The 15446-nt window shown below is 70.3% G+C and carries 19 protein-coding genes; 2 read left to right on the top strand and 17 right to left on the bottom strand.

The genetic code is table 11. The annotated features are described in order from the left end of the window. Positions 1-28: 28 nt before the first annotated feature. Genes ACE3QP_RS17920 through ACE3QP_RS17935 form a run of 4 tightly spaced genes read right to left on the bottom strand, consistent with a single transcriptional unit; the run spans position 29 to position 4112 of the window. Positions 29-412, bottom strand: a complete 384-nt coding sequence (locus ACE3QP_RS17920; RefSeq protein WP_374437871.1) for a response regulator — start codon at positions 410-412, stop codon at positions 29-31. Beyond that, on the bottom strand, positions 409-906 hold the full coding sequence (locus ACE3QP_RS17925; protein WP_374437873.1) for a GAF domain-containing protein: 498 nt from the start codon (positions 904-906) through the stop codon (positions 409-411). The genes ACE3QP_RS17920 and ACE3QP_RS17925 overlap by 4 nt, the downstream gene beginning before the upstream one ends. Before the next feature lie 48 nt (positions 907-954). Further along, complete coding sequence (locus ACE3QP_RS17930; protein WP_374437875.1) at positions 955-2388, bottom strand: chemotaxis protein CheW; 1434 nt, start codon at positions 2386-2388, stop codon at positions 955-957. Continuing rightward, positions 2385-4112 carry a PAS domain S-box protein gene (locus ACE3QP_RS17935; RefSeq protein ID WP_374437877.1) on the bottom strand — a complete coding sequence of 576 codons (1728 nt, stop codon included), beginning with the start codon at positions 4110-4112 and terminating at the stop codon, positions 2385-2387. Before ACE3QP_RS17935 ends, ACE3QP_RS17930 begins: the two co-directional genes overlap by 4 nt. Before the next feature lie 308 nt (positions 4113-4420). Here ACE3QP_RS17935 and ACE3QP_RS17940 point away from each other — a divergent pair, with 308 nt between their 5' ends. Continuing rightward, the gene (locus ACE3QP_RS17940; protein WP_374437879.1) at positions 4421-4780 is read left to right on the top strand and encodes a hypothetical protein; all 360 of its coding nucleotides are present in this window, start codon (positions 4421-4423) and stop codon (positions 4778-4780) included. 34 nt (positions 4781-4814) lie between these two features. On the opposite strand, the gene ACE3QP_RS17945 is transcribed toward ACE3QP_RS17940, so the two are convergent. The 11 genes from ACE3QP_RS17945 to ACE3QP_RS17995 all read right to left on the bottom strand — a co-directional run bounded on the left by ACE3QP_RS17945 (position 4815) and on the right by ACE3QP_RS17995 (position 13260). Continuing rightward, positions 4815-5666 carry an alpha/beta fold hydrolase gene (locus tag ACE3QP_RS17945; RefSeq protein ID WP_374437881.1) on the bottom strand — a complete coding sequence of 284 codons (852 nt, stop codon included), beginning with the start codon at positions 5664-5666 and terminating at the stop codon, positions 4815-4817. Between the two features lie 26 nt (positions 5667-5692). After that, positions 5693-6691, bottom strand: a complete 999-nt coding sequence (locus tag ACE3QP_RS17950) for a cytochrome d ubiquinol oxidase subunit II (RefSeq protein ID WP_374437883.1) — start codon at positions 6689-6691, stop codon at positions 5693-5695. Further along, positions 6688-8022 (bottom strand): cytochrome ubiquinol oxidase subunit I, encoded by a 1335-nt coding sequence (locus ACE3QP_RS17955; RefSeq protein ID WP_374437885.1) that lies wholly within the window; start codon positions 8020-8022, stop codon positions 6688-6690. Before ACE3QP_RS17955 ends, ACE3QP_RS17950 begins: the two co-directional genes overlap by 4 nt. Next, a complete protein-coding gene (locus tag ACE3QP_RS17960) occupies positions 8015-8566 on the bottom strand; it encodes a GbsR/MarR family transcriptional regulator (protein ID WP_374437887.1) in 552 nt (183 codons plus the stop codon). Before ACE3QP_RS17960 ends, ACE3QP_RS17955 begins: the two co-directional genes overlap by 8 nt. A 99-nt stretch (positions 8567-8665) precedes the next feature. Further along, the gene (locus tag ACE3QP_RS17965; RefSeq protein ID WP_374437889.1) at positions 8666-9334 is read right to left on the bottom strand and encodes a hypothetical protein; all 669 of its coding nucleotides are present in this window, start codon (positions 9332-9334) and stop codon (positions 8666-8668) included. Then, positions 9331-9861 carry an RNA polymerase sigma factor gene (locus tag ACE3QP_RS17970; protein WP_374437890.1) on the bottom strand — a complete coding sequence of 177 codons (531 nt, stop codon included), beginning with the start codon at positions 9859-9861 and terminating at the stop codon, positions 9331-9333. Before ACE3QP_RS17970 ends, ACE3QP_RS17965 begins: the two co-directional genes overlap by 4 nt. After that, the gene (locus ACE3QP_RS17975; protein ID WP_374437891.1) at positions 9858-11048 is read right to left on the bottom strand and encodes an acyltransferase; all 1191 of its coding nucleotides are present in this window, start codon (positions 11046-11048) and stop codon (positions 9858-9860) included. Before ACE3QP_RS17975 ends, ACE3QP_RS17970 begins: the two co-directional genes overlap by 4 nt. Further along, positions 11045-11779 carry a hypothetical protein gene (locus ACE3QP_RS17980; protein WP_374437893.1) on the bottom strand — a complete coding sequence of 245 codons (735 nt, stop codon included), beginning with the start codon at positions 11777-11779 and terminating at the stop codon, positions 11045-11047. Before ACE3QP_RS17980 ends, ACE3QP_RS17975 begins: the two co-directional genes overlap by 4 nt. An 81-nt stretch (positions 11780-11860) precedes the next feature. Further along, a complete protein-coding gene (locus tag ACE3QP_RS17985) occupies positions 11861-12340 on the bottom strand; it encodes a VOC family protein (protein WP_374437895.1) in 480 nt (159 codons plus the stop codon). Positions 12341-12370: 30 nt separating this feature from the next. Next, a complete protein-coding gene (locus tag ACE3QP_RS17990) occupies positions 12371-12826 on the bottom strand; it encodes an N-acetyltransferase family protein (protein WP_374437896.1) in 456 nt (151 codons plus the stop codon). 59 nt (positions 12827-12885) lie between these two features. Next, positions 12886-13260 carry a phosphopantetheine adenylyltransferase gene (locus ACE3QP_RS17995; protein WP_374437898.1) on the bottom strand — a complete coding sequence of 125 codons (375 nt, stop codon included), beginning with the start codon at positions 13258-13260 and terminating at the stop codon, positions 12886-12888. Positions 13261-13334: 74 nt separating this feature from the next. On the opposite strand from ACE3QP_RS17995, the gene ACE3QP_RS18000 reads away from it, so the two are divergent. Beyond that, entirely contained in the window at positions 13335-13610 is a 276-nt protein-coding gene (locus tag ACE3QP_RS18000) for a DUF2164 domain-containing protein (protein WP_198110592.1), read from the top strand. 324 nt (positions 13611-13934) lie between these two features. Here the strand turns inward: ACE3QP_RS18000 and ACE3QP_RS18005 are convergent, their stop codons facing one another. Both ACE3QP_RS18005 and ACE3QP_RS18010 read right to left on the bottom strand, forming a co-directional pair. Further along, on the bottom strand, positions 13935-14459 hold the full coding sequence (locus ACE3QP_RS18005) for a GNAT family N-acetyltransferase (protein WP_374437899.1): 525 nt from the start codon (positions 14457-14459) through the stop codon (positions 13935-13937). Continuing rightward, a complete protein-coding gene (locus ACE3QP_RS18010) occupies positions 14456-15442 on the bottom strand; it encodes an alpha-ketoacid dehydrogenase subunit beta (RefSeq protein WP_374437901.1) in 987 nt (328 codons plus the stop codon). The genes ACE3QP_RS18005 and ACE3QP_RS18010 overlap by 4 nt, the downstream gene beginning before the upstream one ends. Positions 15443-15446: the final 4 nt, after the last annotated feature.

The raw sequence follows: 15446 nt of genomic DNA on the forward strand, positions 1-15446 counted from the left end.
GCGCGGCCCCGCCCCCGAAGCGCAAGCCTCAGGCGCCGGTGTGGACGCCAAGGCAGCTGAGCAGGTGTCCGATCTTGAAGGGCTTGCCCAGCACATGCTGCACCGCCAGGGCCTTGAGGCGGTTGGCGTCATCCGGGCGCAGCTCAGCGGCCAGCACGATCACCGGGATGTCGGACGGGCTGACGAAGTCCCCGCGCCTCAAGGCGCCCAGCAACTCGAATGCCGCTGTGCTGTCCTGGAAGTCCAGCACCAGGCCGGCAAAGGCCGTGGTGCTCAGCTGCGGCCGGGCGCGATCGATGCTGCTGCATTCGTCCAGCTGCAAACCGGCGTAGTCCCTTGCCACGGTGACGATGGTGCGGCGCAAGACAAACTGCGGTTCCACCAGCAGGTAGCGGAGCGACGAGCGATTCATGCCTCGTCCCCCTCGCCGTTCAGGGCCTCGTTCACCAGCCCGCGCAGGGCTTCAAGAATGGAGCGCTCCAGGGGGCTGAGCGCCCGTGGCACGGTGTCGATGACGCAGAGCGTGCCAATGGCGTGCCCATGCGGCCCGCGCAGCGGCGCGCCAGCATAGAAGCGGATATGGGGGGCGCCGGTGACCAGCGGGTTGTCGGCGAAGCGCGGGTCGAGCTTGGCGTCTTCCACCACGAACAGCTCGGGCCTCATGATCGCGTGGCCGCAGAAAGAGATGTCGCGCCCGGTCTCCGGCGCAGCCAAGCCGATGCGAGCCTTGAACCACTGGCGATGCTCGTCCACCAGGCTGACGAGGGCGATCGGCATGTCCAGCTGCTCGGCGGCAAAGCGCACCACGCGGTCAAAGCGCTCCTCCGGCGGGGTGTCCAACAGCAGCAGCTCGTGCAGTTCGCGCAGACGTTCGGTCTCGTTGGCGGGAATGGGGGCGGGGGTCATGGGGACGCTCCGTGGAGGATGTGAAGGTCGGGCAGGGACCTGAAGCGCTCAGCCCAGCAGATGGGCGATCTGGACCAGATCCACCACCACCAGATTGGCCGCGGCGGGTGAGCCCTTGGCATGGATCAGGCAGAGCTCTCCCATGGTGCCCATGCGCATGCCACTGCGCTCGGCGCTGTGAGCCGGCAGCCAGTCGCGCAGGGACTTGATGGCGATGCCGATGGGCGGCGCCTGCGCGTCGGGCTGGACCATTACGGCCAGCTGCGCGTCCATGGCGCCGGCGGGGGTACCGGCAGGCCCGGCAATGGGCGGCAGCTTGACGACGTGAACCGCACGGCCGCGCCAGTCCATCACGGTGCGGGAGGCCTCACGCAGCGCATCGCGCGCCGCGGGGGGCAGCTCGATCACGCCGACGATGCCGTCGACCGGCGTGGCGTAGGCCTGGTCGGCCTCGAACACCAAGTAGGGCACAGGCTCGGTGGCCTCGGAGGGTGCACCCGCCGCAGGCGCTGCCGCCGACCGCAGGCTGATCGCAGCCTCAGGCGTCCGGCTGAAGAGCTTGGCCGGCTCCAGCACGCGCAGGCGGCCCCACTCCGGCCGCACGGCGATGCCCGCCAGCAGCGCATCACCGGGCGTGCAAGCCAGCGCGTCGTCATCCAGATCGACAAAGCCCATGCAGGCGGACACCGTCAAGCCCAGCGCCAGCGGGCCCTGGTGCAGCAGCACCATCCAGGGCGCTTGCTGGTGGCTGCTGGCCTGGCCGCCGGTGCTCAGATCCACCAGCGCCAGCTTGCGCCCTTGCCATTGGCCGATGGCCCAGCTGAGTTCGCCGCGGCGCAGGTCCAGCTCGGCCGCCGGTACCGGCACCACCTGTCCCAGGGCCTCGATCGGCACCGCCCAGCGTTCGGTGCCGATCTCGAACACCGCATGGCGACGCGCGCGCTGTGCGGGCGCTGCCGGCGCGGGGGGCTCGGGCGGTGGCGCCGCTTCAGCGCCGCGCTCGCTGTGCGCGCACCAGGCTTGGGTGAGCCGCATCAGCCGCGCCACCTCCAGCAGGCACAGCGCCGGGCCGTGCGCGCCAGCGGGCAGCACGGACTGGAACAGCTCCTGCTCGTCGTCCCCATGCGCCACCCGCTGCAGGCCGCCGGGCGGCACCTGCTTGACGCCCAGCACCGCGTCCACCCGCACGGCGACCCGTGCATCCTGATGCTGCAGCACCAGCAGGCGTTGCTGCGCCGGGTCACCGCCGGCCTCCATGGGCAGCCAGCGCTCCAGTGCCACCACGGGCACGGCCGCGCCCTCGGCGTCCACCAGGCCCAGCAGGGCCCCGCTGCGCCGCGGCAGCGGCGTCAGGCCCTGCGCGGGCAAAGGCAGGGCGAAACGGACCTGCCCGACCGGAATGGCCACATCACAGCGGCCCACCCGCACATGGACATGCGCGCCCGCGGCAGCGGGGAGCGCCGGCGCGCTGGGCGGGTTCATGCCGACGCGCTGGACCCACCGGCCTGCAGGGCCTGCAGCAGATTGGCCACGTCCTGCGTCGCGCCTTCCTGCTCCAGGGTGGCCGTGCGAATCTCGTTGATGGAGCGGGTGGTGTTGTCCACCGCGCCGAGGATGCGCGCCAGCGCGGCTTCCACTTCCTCGGAAAGTCGGCTGCCCTCGGCCACGCGGCCGACGGTCTGGTGGATCAGCTTGGCAATTTCGCGGGCCGCCAGCGAGGACTTCTCGGCCAGCTTGCGCACCTCATCGGCCACCACCGAGAAGCCCACACCATGCTCGCCGGCACGCGCCGCCTCGATGGCGGCGTTGAAGGCCAGCAGATGGGTCTGGCTGGAGATGTCGCTGATCGTGTCGACGATCTCGTGGATGTCCGCCGAGGAACGCTCGATGGCCAGATTGGCTTCGCGCGAACGGCGCACCAGCTGGCTGCCCTCGCCCGCCTCGCGCTGGGTCTGCTCGGCCAGTTCAGAGGAGCGCTCGGCGCCGCGCGCCAGGCGCTTGATGGAGCCGCTCATGGCCTGCAGCACGGCGGTGATGTCCACCACCTTCTGTGCCACCGCTCGCTCGCGCAACACCTGGGCCGTCACGTCCACCGCGTACTTGACCACCTTGTAGGGCCGGCCGTCGACGTCCAGGATGGGGTTGTAGGTGGCCTGGATCCAGACCTCGGCGCCATGCTTGCCGATGCGCCGGTAGCGCGCACTCTGGAACTTGCCCTCGCCCAGGTCGGCCCAGAAGTCGCGGTAGGCCTGGCTCTTCACCAGATCGGGCTCGCAGAACAGGCTGTGGTGCCGCCCCTGAACCTCCACCAGGGTGTAGCCCATGGTGCGCAGGAAGTTCGGGTTGGCGCTGAGCACATTGCCCTGCATGTCGAACTCGATGACCGCCTGCGACAGGCTGATCGCGTCGAGCTTGCCCTTGGTCTCGGCTGCCAGGGCCATGTCGCGCGTGATGTCGGTGGCGAACTTGACGACCTTGTAGGGCTTGCCGGCGGCGTCCAGGATGGGGTTGTAGGTGGCCTGGATCCAGACATGCTGGCCGTTCTTCGCCAGCCGGCGGTAGCGCCCGGCATTGAACTCGCCGCGGCCCAGGCGCTCCCAGAAGCTCGCGTACTCACCGGAGCCGGCGAACTCGGGCTGGCAAAAGATGCGGTGGTGCTGGCCGATCAGCTCTTGCGCGGTGTAGCCGAAGCTGGCCAGGAAGTTCTCGTTGACATCCAGGATGCGGCCACTGAGATCGAACTCGATCACCGCCTGCGCCCGGTTGATGGCCGCGATCTTGCCCTGGTAATCGGCCTGCAAGCGCAGGCGCTCGGTCACATCGGTGGCCAGCTTGATGACGCCGATGGTGCGGCCTTCGGCATCCAGCAAGGGGTTGTAGGAGGCCTGCAGCCACACCGGCTGGCCGCTCTTGGTCAGACGCATGAACACGTCCTCGCGCACCTGGCCGGTGCGCAGGCTCTGCCACATCGCCGCATAGGCCTCGCTGGCCACCACCTCGGGCGGGCAGAAGATGCGGTGGTGCTGGCCCCGGATCTCATCGGCCGTGTAGCCCATCAAGTCCAGAAACAGCGGGTTGGCGCGCAGCACGCGACCGTCCAGGTCGAACTCCACGACGGCCTGCACCCGTTCCAGTGCCGCCACCAGCGCCGCCAGGCGCGCCACCTCGTGCTGCGAGGCAACGGGCAATTCGGTTGAAGCATTCATGGGATTGAGTCCGTTTGGGGTGGGCCTGCGGAGAGCGCGGCGGTGAGGCCGCGGGGAGCGACCCATTCTGCGGTGGGGCCGCCAAGGCCTGCGGGCTGTGGGGCAACACCATCAACCAGCCGGCGCAGTTTTCACGCTCTGGCGCACGACTCCGGGGCGCAGCGGCCCAACTCAAGGCAGCCCTGCGGACTTGCAGCACCGAAGCGGGGCGAATCAGCGGCGCCGGCAGGCGGCCCGGGCTGGCACGCCGCTTGCGCTAAGGAAGGAGCCGGGGCGACGGGCCCCGGGCACTCAAAGGAGTTCACACCATGAAGACCTTGACCCTTGCGCAACCGCTGACCGTGGTGGCCCTGGCCCTGAATCTGGCTCATGCACCCGCGCAGGCGGCGGTGCCGGAGGCGGCGCCGCAGGCCACCGCCCCGGCCACGGCCGTGCGCGCGCTGTGGGACGCCGAAGGCGAGTACGAGCTGCAGGACGGGCGTTCGCTCTCCCTGCATGTGCGCGGCCAGCGCGTCAGCGTGGCCGTCGGCTTCCAGCCCGAGGAGCGCTGGCAGCTCGTCAGCCCCGAGCTGATCGTCAGCCCCGATGGCCTGCAGCGCCTGCATTTGCACCGCAATGCGACGGGGCGCGTGGAGCGGGTGAGCCTGGAGCTCAAGCGCGCGCCTTGAACAGGAACGGCGCCAGCGGCGCTGGCGCCGCGTCTCAATCCCCGCGGGCCGGCAGGCGCTGCAGCAGCGCCTGGATCTCCTCGATCACCAGCCAGGGGTCCTGCTCGTCGAACAGGTGCGAGGCGTAGTGCATGCGGCGCTGGCGGGTGTCGCTGGACTCCTGCGCCAGGCGAGCCTGGGCCACGTCCCAGCTGGCGTTGTAGGCGTCCACATCGGCGTAGCTGAAGCGGGCCTGGCGCAATTGGGTGTGCGGTATGCCGCGGCTCAGCACGGTGACCGGCAGCGGCAGCGCGCGGCGGCGCGCCTGCACGCTCTGCACCGCCTCGGCAAAGTCTTCGTGCGCGTGCACGTCGCGCTCCCAGCGAATGATGCCCTGCATCAGCTGCCAGCCCGCCGGGCTGAGGGCCTGCTGCATGCCCGCCCACCAGGACTCGTGCACGGCGTCCACGAACACGATGCCGCGCACCTGCTCGGGGTGGTCGAGCGCAAAGGAGCGCGCCACCAGGCCGCCGAAGGAATGGGCCACCAGCACCATCGGGCCCCAGTTCAGCGCCTGGGCCAGGCCGGCCAGTTCATCGCTCAGGGCCTGCAGCGGGCGTGCCGCCTGCAGCGGGCTGCTCTGGCCCACGCCGGCACGGTCGTACAGGCACAGGCGCACGCCCTCCACGGGGAAGTGGCGGTAGGTGTTGCGGAAGGTGGCGCGCACGTCCAGGCCCATGCCGGCCACCAGCACCACGGTTTGCGGGCCGCTGCCGCGGCATTCCCAGGAGAGCTCGTGCGCGCCGACGCGCTGGCGCGCCTCGGTGCGCGCCGGCTCGGCAGCCTGGGCCAGGGGGGCGAGGGCGAGCGTGAGCAGCAGGCCGAGGGTCGGGTGGAGAAGCTTCATGGGTCAGGTCCTTGGGAAGGGTGGGCTCAGCCGTAGTGCAGTTCGGTCGCCTTGCCCCAGAACACCCGGTAGGCGAACACCGTGTAGCCCACGATGGCCGGTACGGTGATGGCGCAACCGATGCCGATGACGATCAGCGAGTCGACATGGCTGGCGGCTTGCCAGAGCGTGAGCCGGTCCATCACCACATAGGGGTAGAGGCTGTAGGCCAGGCCCAGGCTGGCCAGCACGAGCAGCAGCACGCTGAGCGCGAAGGGCAGCCAGCACAGGCGGCCCAGCACGCGCTCGCTCTTCAGCACCGCGCGCTGCGCGCCCAGTGCCAGCAGGGTGCACAGGGGGATGGGCAGCAGGGCGATGAACTCGGGCAGCGCGAACCAGCGCTCGCGCACGGTGGCGCTGACGATGGGCGTGGCGATGGAGATCAAACCGATGCCCAACAGCACCGGCCACCAGGCCTGGCGTGCCCAGTGGCGGGCGCGCTGCTGCAGCGGGCCTTCGGTCTTCATCAGCAGCCAGCTCGCGCCCAGCATCACGTAGGCGGCGGGCAGGGCCAGGGCGATGAGCAGCGCGAAGCCCTGCGCCGCCCAGCCTTCCGCAAAGCCGGTGATGTAGCGCCCGAGCATCCAGCCCTGGGCCGCGGCGGCCAGGCCCGAGCCGGCGACGAAGGCGGCGTTCCACCAGCCCTTGTGGTGCGCCTCGGCCTTGCTGCGGAAATCGAAGGCGACGCCGCGCAGCGTGAGGCCGATCAGCATCACGGCCACCGGCAGGTAGAGCGCGGTGAGCACCAGGCCATGGGCCTTGGGGAAGGCGATCAGCAAGACCCCCACGCCCAGCACCAGCCAGGTCTCGTTGGCGTCCCAGAAGGGGCCGATGGAGGCGACCATCAGGTCCTTGTCGGCCTCGCTGCCGGCGCGCGGCAGCAGCAGGCCGACACCCAGGTCGTAGCCATCGAGCACCACATAGGCCAGCATGGCCAGGCCCATCAGGGCCAGGAAGACTTGCGGCAGCCAGTGCGCGGCGTTCATGCGTTCACTCCCAGCAGTTTCTCGACCGGCGTGCGGGCCAAATGCCGCATCACACGGAAGTAGGCGTAGAGCAGGCCGGCGTACATCAGCAGGTAGGCCGCAAGCGTCAGGCCGATGTGGCTGCTGGGTGTGCTCGATGCCAGGTCGGCCGTGCGCAGCAGGCCGTAGACGAGGAAGGGCTGGCGGCCGATCTCGGTGACGTACCAGCCGGCCAGTGTGGCCAGCCAGCCGGACACCGACATCCAGGCCAGGCCGTGCAGCAGCAGACGCGGCAGGCCCTCCGGGCGCCAGCCGGCGCGGCGCAGCAGGAATACGCCGAGCCAGCTGCTCGCCAGCATCAAGAGGCCCGTGCCCACCATCAGGCGGAAGCCCCAGAACACCGGCGCCACCGGCGGGTGCGCGTTCGGGAACTCGTTCAGGCCCTTGATCTCGCCCTCGGCCTCATGCGTGAGGATCAGGCTGGCCAGCTTGGGCACACCGATCTCGAAGCGGTTGCGGCGCTCGGCCTCATCGGGCCAGGCGAACAGCAGCATCGGCGCGCCACGCTCGGTCTCCCACACGCCTTCCATCGCGGCGATCTTGGCCGGCTGGTGCTTGAGCGTGTTCAGGCCGTGCAGATCGCCCACGAAGATCTGCAGCGGGATCAGCAGCGCCCCGAGCGTCAGCCCGGTGCGCAGCACCTTGGCGGTGCTGGCGTTGGCGTGGCCGCGCAGCTGCTGCCAGGCCGAGACCCCGGCGAGCAGGAAGGCGCCGGTGAGGCCCGAGGCCAGCAGCATGTGCGTGAGCCGGTAGGGGAAGCTGGGGTTGAAGACCACCGCGGCCCAGCTCTCGACGAAGAACTCGCCGCCCTCGATGCGAAAGCCCGTGGGCGTCTGCATCCAGCTGTTCAGGCTCAGGATCCAGAAGGCCGAGAAGCTGGTGCCCAGGGCCACCAGCAGGGTGGCGAGCAGGTGCACGCGCTCACTCACGCGGCCGTGGCCGAACAGCATCACGCCCAGGAAGCTGGCTTCGAGGAAGAAGGCCGTCAACACCTCGTAGCCCAAGAGCGGCCCGGCGATGTTGCCGACCTTTTCCATGAAGCCCGGCCAGTTGGTGCCGAACTGGAAGCTCATGGTGATGCCGCTCACCACCCCGAGCGCGAAGCTGAGCGCGAAGACCTTTGTCCAGAGCCGGTAGGCGGCCAGCCAGGCGCTGTCTTGCGTGCGCAGCCAGCGCCAGCGGAAGAACAGCAGCACCCAGGCCAGGACGATGGTCAGCGTGGGGAACAGGATGTGGAAGCTGATGTTGGCGGCGAACTGGGCGCGCGCCAGCAGTAGCGCGGTCTCATTCATGGCTGGGCACCCTGGCCTTGATCGCGCCCGTGGCTTCGAGCAGCTTCTGCACCTTGGCGCCCATCTTCATCAGCTTGGCCAGGGTGTCGGGCTCCAGGCGCTGCACATCGTCGAACCAGGTGGTCATCAGCTCGATCAGGTCGTGCATGCCGCGCATGCGCTCCTGCGCGATGCGGTCGGCCTCATGGGCCGGCTCTTCGAGCAGGGCGTTGCGCAGCATCGAGAGCGTGGGCTCGATCTCGCGCCGGCGGCGTTCCTCGGCCAGGGTGCGGAAGACCTCCCAGGCGTCGCTGGGGGCCTCGAAGTACTCGCGCCGGTCGCCCGGCAGGTGGCGCAGCTTCACCAGGCGCCAGGCCTGCAATTCTTTGAGGCCCATGCTGACGTTGCTGCGGCTGAACTCCAGCGCGGCGGCGATGTCGTCGGCGTTCAGCGGCTCGGGGCTGACGAAGATCAGCGCGTAGATCTGCCCCACCGTGCGGTTGATGCCCCAGCGGCTGCCCATCTCGCCGAAATGGCCCACGAAGGCGCGTACCAAGGGAGTCATCACATTGCCCGTCACGAGTGTTTGATGGGCGTCAGCGTATCTGCAATTTTCAGGAATTGCTGAAAATTCAGCAATTAGGCCTGTGGGGCGATGGGGCTTTCAGTTCGGCTCCTCCACGGCCTGCAACTGCTCCAGATAGCGCCGCCCGGCCACGATGTCGCGCCCGGCCAGCTGGTCGGCCAGCGCGCGCAGGCGGGGGTGCTTCCACCAGCGCGCCGGCAGCAGCCGCGCCAGGCCGATGGCCAGCGGGATGAACAGCAGCCCGATCAGCAACTGGCTGACCACGAAATGCGGTGCGGTCTCGACCAGGTTCACGCCGGTGAGCGCCTTCACTCCCACCACCAGGAAGGGGACATACCAAACCAGCTGCCCAATCAGCAGCGCCCACTTGAACAGGCGCAGGCGCTCCAGTCGCAGGGCCTCGAAGCGCCGCTGCAGGTCCAGCACCGGCTGCGCCCAGTCCAGCGCGCGCTGGGCGCGGCGGCGGCGCACGTTCAGGACCAAAAAGATGAGGCACCAGAGCACCATGGCCAGGGCCATGGCAGCCAAGACGGGGTCGCGCCCATGCGTCCAGAGAAAGGCACTCAGCAGCACCAGGGCCAGGCTGCCGGCCACCCATTCGTAAATATCGAACCAGCCCATGCGACGGCTGGCGCGTTCGGCCTGCTGGCGCAAGGTCTGCAGCAGGCGCTGCGCGTCCGGCGCCGGGCCGCGCGCCAGGGCGGCGTCGCGCTCGGCCCATTCGCTGCGCAAATCGTCCAGGTTCATGGGGTGTTCTCCTTGGCGCTGCCGGCGGCAAACTGGGCCTGTAGCTTGGTCTTCAGACGGCTCAGCCGGGTCGTCACATTGCTCGGGCTCAGGCCCAGGATGGCGGCGATCTCCTCGGTCTCGCGGCCGTCCAGGAACAGCAGGATCAGCGCCCGGCTCAGCTCGTCCAGCGCGGCAATCAGGCGGTCCAGCGTGCGCAAGTTGTCGCTGCGCGCGTCCCAGAAGCGCTCGGCCTCGGCGATGTCAAGGCCTAACTCCTCCAGCGGCAGATGCTCCGCGACGTGGCGGCTGCGCTGCCGGTGCGCGCTGATGGCCACGTTCATCGCCACCCGGTACATCCAGGTGCTGAAGGCCACGCGGCCGGGCTCGAAGCGCGGGTAGGCGTGCCAGAGCTGCAGCAGCATGTCCTGGATCAGGTCGGCCCGCTCGTCCCCGCGCGGGCCGTAGCTGAAGGCCAGCTTGAACAGGATGCCCCGGTGCGCGGCGATGTCGCGCGCAAAGCGCTGGTGCAACTCCGCGTCGATCATGGCGCCATCGTGCCAGCACGCCACAGAGGCACGCGGCGGCGCCCGTTCAATGCAGCGCCCAGCCAGCTGGCGCGCACCCAGGCACGGTCACTCAGCCAAGCCAGCGCCAGCGCGAGGGCACAGACGGCGCCGAACTTCAGCCCCAGCGGCAGGGCCAAGGGTTTGAACAGGGCTTGCAGCGCCAGCACCAGGGGCAGGTGCACCAGGTAGATCCAGTACGAGGCCTGGCTGAGTTCGGCAGCCCAAGGCGGGCAGCGCCAGCCCTGCGCCGCGCCCAGCAGCGCCGCCATGCCAAAGGAAGCCGCGCCGGCATAGGCCAGGGCCAACACCGCCTTGCGCAGGCCCTGGGCCTCGGGCAGCAGCGCCGGCGCCAGGCCCAGGGTGAACAGGCCCACCCCGAGGCCCACCGCACAGAGCAGCGCATGGCCCCGCCACCGCCGCGCCCAGGCGCGCAGCAGCGCCGGGTGCGCGGCCAGCAGCACGCCGCACGCGAAGCTCAGGCCATAGGCGGTGAGCGCGGCGCCGCCCGGAAGCAGCGAGCGGTCCGGCGTCGGCACACCGAACCAGGCGATCCAGTAGGGCGTGCGGTAGAGCACCAGCGCCACGGGTAGAGCCAGCAGCAGCGGGCCCCCGGGCCTCGCCAGGCCCAGCGCCAGCGGCGCCGCAACACGTTGCAGCCCGCGCCCCAGCAGCGCGCGCAGCAGCAGCCAGCCGCCGTAGCAGCCCAGCAGCAAATACAGAAACCACAGATGCGCCAGCGGGAAGTCGTCCACCGTGAAGCGCGGACCGGGCGGCGGCGGGGGCGCGTGTGGGCCGTGCTGGATCAGGCTGGCCAGTACCAGCGCCGCCACCAGACCCGCCATCACCAGCGGCCAGCCCAGCAACAGCGGCAGCCCGATGCGCCGCGCCCGATCCCGCACGAAGGGCCCCACGCCCTTGCGCTGCAGGCTGTGCCAGGCCCAAAAGCCGGCCAGCGCAAAGAACACCGGCATGCGCAGTGCGTGGATGACATAGAACAGCGGGCTGAGGGCCAGCAGGCCTTCGCGCTGCGGCCCGCCATCCGGCACCAGCCAGAAGTAGTGCGCGCCGGGCAGATAGGCCAGGCTGGCGTGCAGCACCAGGCCGGCCACCAGGGCCGAGGCGCGCAGGGCGTCCAGGCCGGGCAGGCGTTGGATCGGCGCTGTCATGGTGCCCCGCGCCGGAAGCGGCTGGCGTCCAGCACCGGGTTCAACTCCACGCGCTCGATGGCCATGATGATGGGATGCGGCAGGCCCGGCACGCGCACCTCGATGCGGTGCGGGATCTGCAGGCTGCCCACGCGGCGGTAGTCGGTGCTGAAGGTCTCCACCGCCAGCTGCTGGCCGTGCACGTCCTGCTGCTGCGCGCGCTTGTGTTCCAGCAGGCTCTTGGCATCCAGGTAGAGGGTGACCGGCGCCTGGCCGGGCATTGCGGTGCGCAGCAGGCGCAAGGGCCGCCCGTCTTCGCTGCGCGTTCCCAAGTCTTCGATGGGCCAGCCCTGCTGCAGCGCCTGCGCCAGCAGGCCGTCGAACAGGGCCTCGTGGCGCAGGCTGCTCAGCTCGGCAGCCGGCAGCTCGGCCGCGCCGCCGGGCACGAAGGGGTCGATGCGCCAGGCGCGCTGGCCGTCAAAGCCGGTGATCTGGCGCTGGCCCTGGATGTCCACCTCGCGCCGCAGCTGCGCGGGGCGGCGGGCCTCCACCACGATGGGCAGCTCAAACGGCGCCAGGCCCACGGCCCGCAGGTGCACGCGGCGGGTCTGCACCGGGGCGGCGTCGCCCACAGCGGCCAGATGCTGGCGGGCCAGCGCCGCGCCGCCCTCAGGGGACGCGGCAGCGTGCAGGGGAAGACTGCTGAGCAGCGCAAGAAGCAACGCAGAAGCAAGGGGAGGCAGGGCTTTCATGGCGACGAGGAGTGATTGACTGATGCCCCGTTATTCGCCGGCGGAGCCGAAAATTCACAGCCCGGGGAAGTCTTTTTCGCCTCAGTCGCGCCGTGCGGCCCCGATAGCGGCGATGTCGATCTTGCCCATGGTCATCATGGCCTCGAAACAGCGCTTGGCCACCGCGGGGTCGGGGTCGGCCAGCGCGTCCATCAGCGCGCGCGGCGTGATCTGCCAGGACAGGCCCCAGCGGTCCTGGCACCAGCCGCAGGCGCTGGGCGCGCCGCCGTGGTCGATGAGGGCGTTCCACAGCCGGTCGGTCTCGGCCTGGTCGGCGGTGGACACCTGGAACGAGAAGGCCATGCCATGCGGCACGCCCGGCCCGCCGTTCATGCCGATGCAGGGGATGCCCATCAGCGTGAACTCGACCAGCAGCACATCGCCGGCCTGGCCGGCCGGGTAGTCGCCCGGCGCGCGCAGGATGCGGCCGACGCTGCTGTCGGGAAAGGTCGCGGCATAGAAGCGCGCGGCTTCTTCGGCGTCGCCGTCGTACCAGAGGCAAATGGTGTTCTTGCTCGGCATCGCGGTCTCCTCGGCGGGGTGGGTGGGAGCTCAGCCCAAGCGGCGGTTGTAAGCCCAGAACACCTCGTCGCGCACCCAGCCGAGCGACTCGTAGAGCGACTGCGCGGCCCGGTTGGTCTTGGCGGTGGTCAGGTCCATGCGGCGCTTGCCGTCCTGCACGGCGCGCGCCTCGGCCGCCAGCAGCAGGGCGCGGCCCACGCCGCCACCGCGTGCCGCGGGGCCCACGAACAGGTCGTACAGCACATAGATGGGCGCCGCCTCCACCGAACAGAAGCTCGGGTAGAGCTGGCAGAAGCCCAAGCCCTGACGCTGCGCGTCCTCGGCCAGCAGGATCACCGACTCCTGGCGCTGCAGGCGCTCGGCAACGAAGCGCGCCGCCAGGGCCGCATCGGGCGCCTGCTCGTAGAACTGGCGGTAGGCGTCGAACAGGGGGGCGATGCGGTCGAGGTCGGCCAGGGTGGCGGGGCGGATCTGAAAGGCAGTCACGGCGGGTCGGCGGGCAAGAGCAGGGGGCGCATTGAAGCGCATCGCGGGCATGCCGTCGCTCAGACGCGCACCGTGCGACCCAGCACCCAAGCCAGGGCCAGCAGCGCCAGGGCGGCGGCATCGACCCAGAGCACGCGCTGCAGCGCGGTGTTGGCACCGCCCTCCGCCAGCGTCAGCAGCATGAAGCCGGCCATGCTGAGGCCCGCCATCCACGCCGCCGGCCCTTGCCAAGCGGGCCGGAAGGCGGCCGCGCACAGGAAGGCCCCGAGCAGGCCGAACAGCAGCGCGCGATGACGCAGCAGGATCTGCAGATTGGGCTCCTCGGCCGGCAGGCCGTAGAGGCGCTGCAGGGCCTCGGGGCCGAGCAGGCCGGCCAGAGGCAGCAGGTGGATCAGGCCGGCGAGCAGCAGGGCGGCGGGAATGAGGTGGCGCATGGCGCGCATGCTCGCGGCCGCGGCGCGGTGCGGCAATGACCTGTCAGGTCATGGCGACCGGCATGATGCGCGCCATGCCCATCGAACTGCCCAAGGAACTGCGCGACCAGGCGGTGCGCTCGATCGAGCGCTACTTCCAGGAGGAGCGCGAGGAACGCATCGGCAACCTGGCCGCGGCGTCGCTGTTGAACTTCTTTCTGCAGGAGATCGGCCCGACGGTCTACAACCGCGCGGTGGCCGATGTGCAGGAGCGCCTGCAGGCCCGCGTGGCGGAGCTGGATCTGGAGGTGCATGAGGAGGAGTTCGGGTACTGGCGCCAGGCGGGGGTGGCGCGGTCGCCGCGGCGGTGAGCTGTTGGCTGTTGAGGCTGCTGCCCCTATGCGCTGCCGAGAAGCGCAGCTTGGCTGGGCAGCGTGCGAAGCACGCGTTCAAAACTGACTCGGCCCAACTGTCTGAGCGGAGTGAGCGAAGCGAACGCAGCGAGTTTTGGGCCGGCCCAGCCAAGCGAGCATCGCAGGGGACCCCGGCCATCGGCCGGGGCTGCGCATCGGGGCTTGACCTTTTGGTTCCTTTTGGGTCAAGCCAAAAGGAACTCGGCTGCCGGGACGAAACCCCGGCGGGCTGCTGCGAGTCACCACCCTCGAATGAATGAAGCTCAGTGGCGCCGCCAATGCTCAGCCCATCAACTCCGCATAGACGCAGTACGGCCCCTCCTCATCCACCACCCGCTCCCGCAAACACAGCCCCGCCCGCTCCAGCAAGGCGATGCAAGCCGCGTTCCCCAGATCCACACTCGCCCGCACCCGCAAGCCCAACCCTTGCGCCTGCTGCCGCAACGCCCGCACCACCGCCAGGCCCAGGCCCTGGCGCCAATGCTCGGTCGCGATCAGCACACCGAGTTCGCACTCACCCTGCGCATCCGGTGCCAGCAGCCAGGCGTGGCCGGCGTAGCGGCCGGCGCGTTCCACCGCCCAGGCCTGCAGGCGCCCGCCGCGCAAGGCGGCAAAGCACTCGCGCGCCTGCGCGTCGCTCAGCGGGCCGCCGACGAAGCGGCGCACCGCCGGGTCGGCATTCAAGGCCGCGAAGGCGTGGAAGTCGGCCTCGCGGTACGGCCGCAGAAAGCACTGGCTGAGCGGGGCAGGCTCCGCCCCGCGCCAGCGCCAAGCACTGCGGCCCAGTTCGGACAGGCGCGCGATCACAGCACCGCCACGCCCTCGCACAAGCGCAGCGCCGTGCTGCGCACCGCGGCGGCGCTGGGCACGAAGGCGGCTTCCAGGCTGTGGGCGGCAGGCGTGGGCACATCGGGGCTGGTGATGCGGCGGGCCGGGGCGCGCAGGTGCTCGAAACCCTCCTCGGCCACGCGGGCGATGACCTCGGCGCCGATGCCGCACATCGGCCCGGCCTCGTGCACCACCACCAGGCGGCCGGTCTTGCGAACCGAGTTCAGCACCGTGCGACTGTCCATGGGCTTGAGGCTGCGCAGGTCGATGACCTCGGCGCTGACGCCATCGGACTCGAGCTGCTTGGCGGCCTCCAGGCAGGTGGCCACGGTCTTGCCGTAGCTCACCAAGCTGACGTCGCGGCCCACGCGCAGGGTGCTGGCGCGGCCCAGCAGCACCAGGGTCTGCTCGGGGTCGGCGGGCACGGCGCCGGGCACGTAGCCGAGCGGCATGTCCAGGAACATCAGCACCGGGTTGTCGTCGCGGATGGCGGCCTTGAGAAGGCCCTTGGCGTCGGCCGGGTTGGAGGGGAAGGCGATCTTCAGGCCCGGCACATGGGCGAACCAGGCCTCGAGGTTGTGCGTGTGCTGGGCGCCCACGCCCCAGCCCGCGCCGGTCTGCGCCAGCACCACCAGCGGGAAGCTGAACTGGCCGCCGGAGAGGTAGCGCAGCTTGCCGGCGCTGTTCACCAGCGCGTCCATCGAATAGGCGAGGAAGGGCGCGTAGAGCAAATCGATGACGGGGCGCAGGCCGCTGGCGGCAGCACCCACCGCCGTGCCGGCAATGATGGCCTCGGCCAGCGGGGTGTTGCGGACGCGCTCGGGGCCGAAGGCCTGCAGCAGGTCGGGGCGGGTGGTGGCCACGCCCTCGCCGAACATCAGCACGCGGCTGTCACGCGCCATCTCTTCATGCAGGGCCTGGGTGATGGCCTCGTTCTGGGTCAGGGTCAGCAGTTGGGACATGAGA

This window comes from Inhella sp. (assembly GCF_041912635.1).
Classification (GTDB): domain Bacteria; phylum Pseudomonadota; class Gammaproteobacteria; order Burkholderiales; family Burkholderiaceae_C; genus Inhella.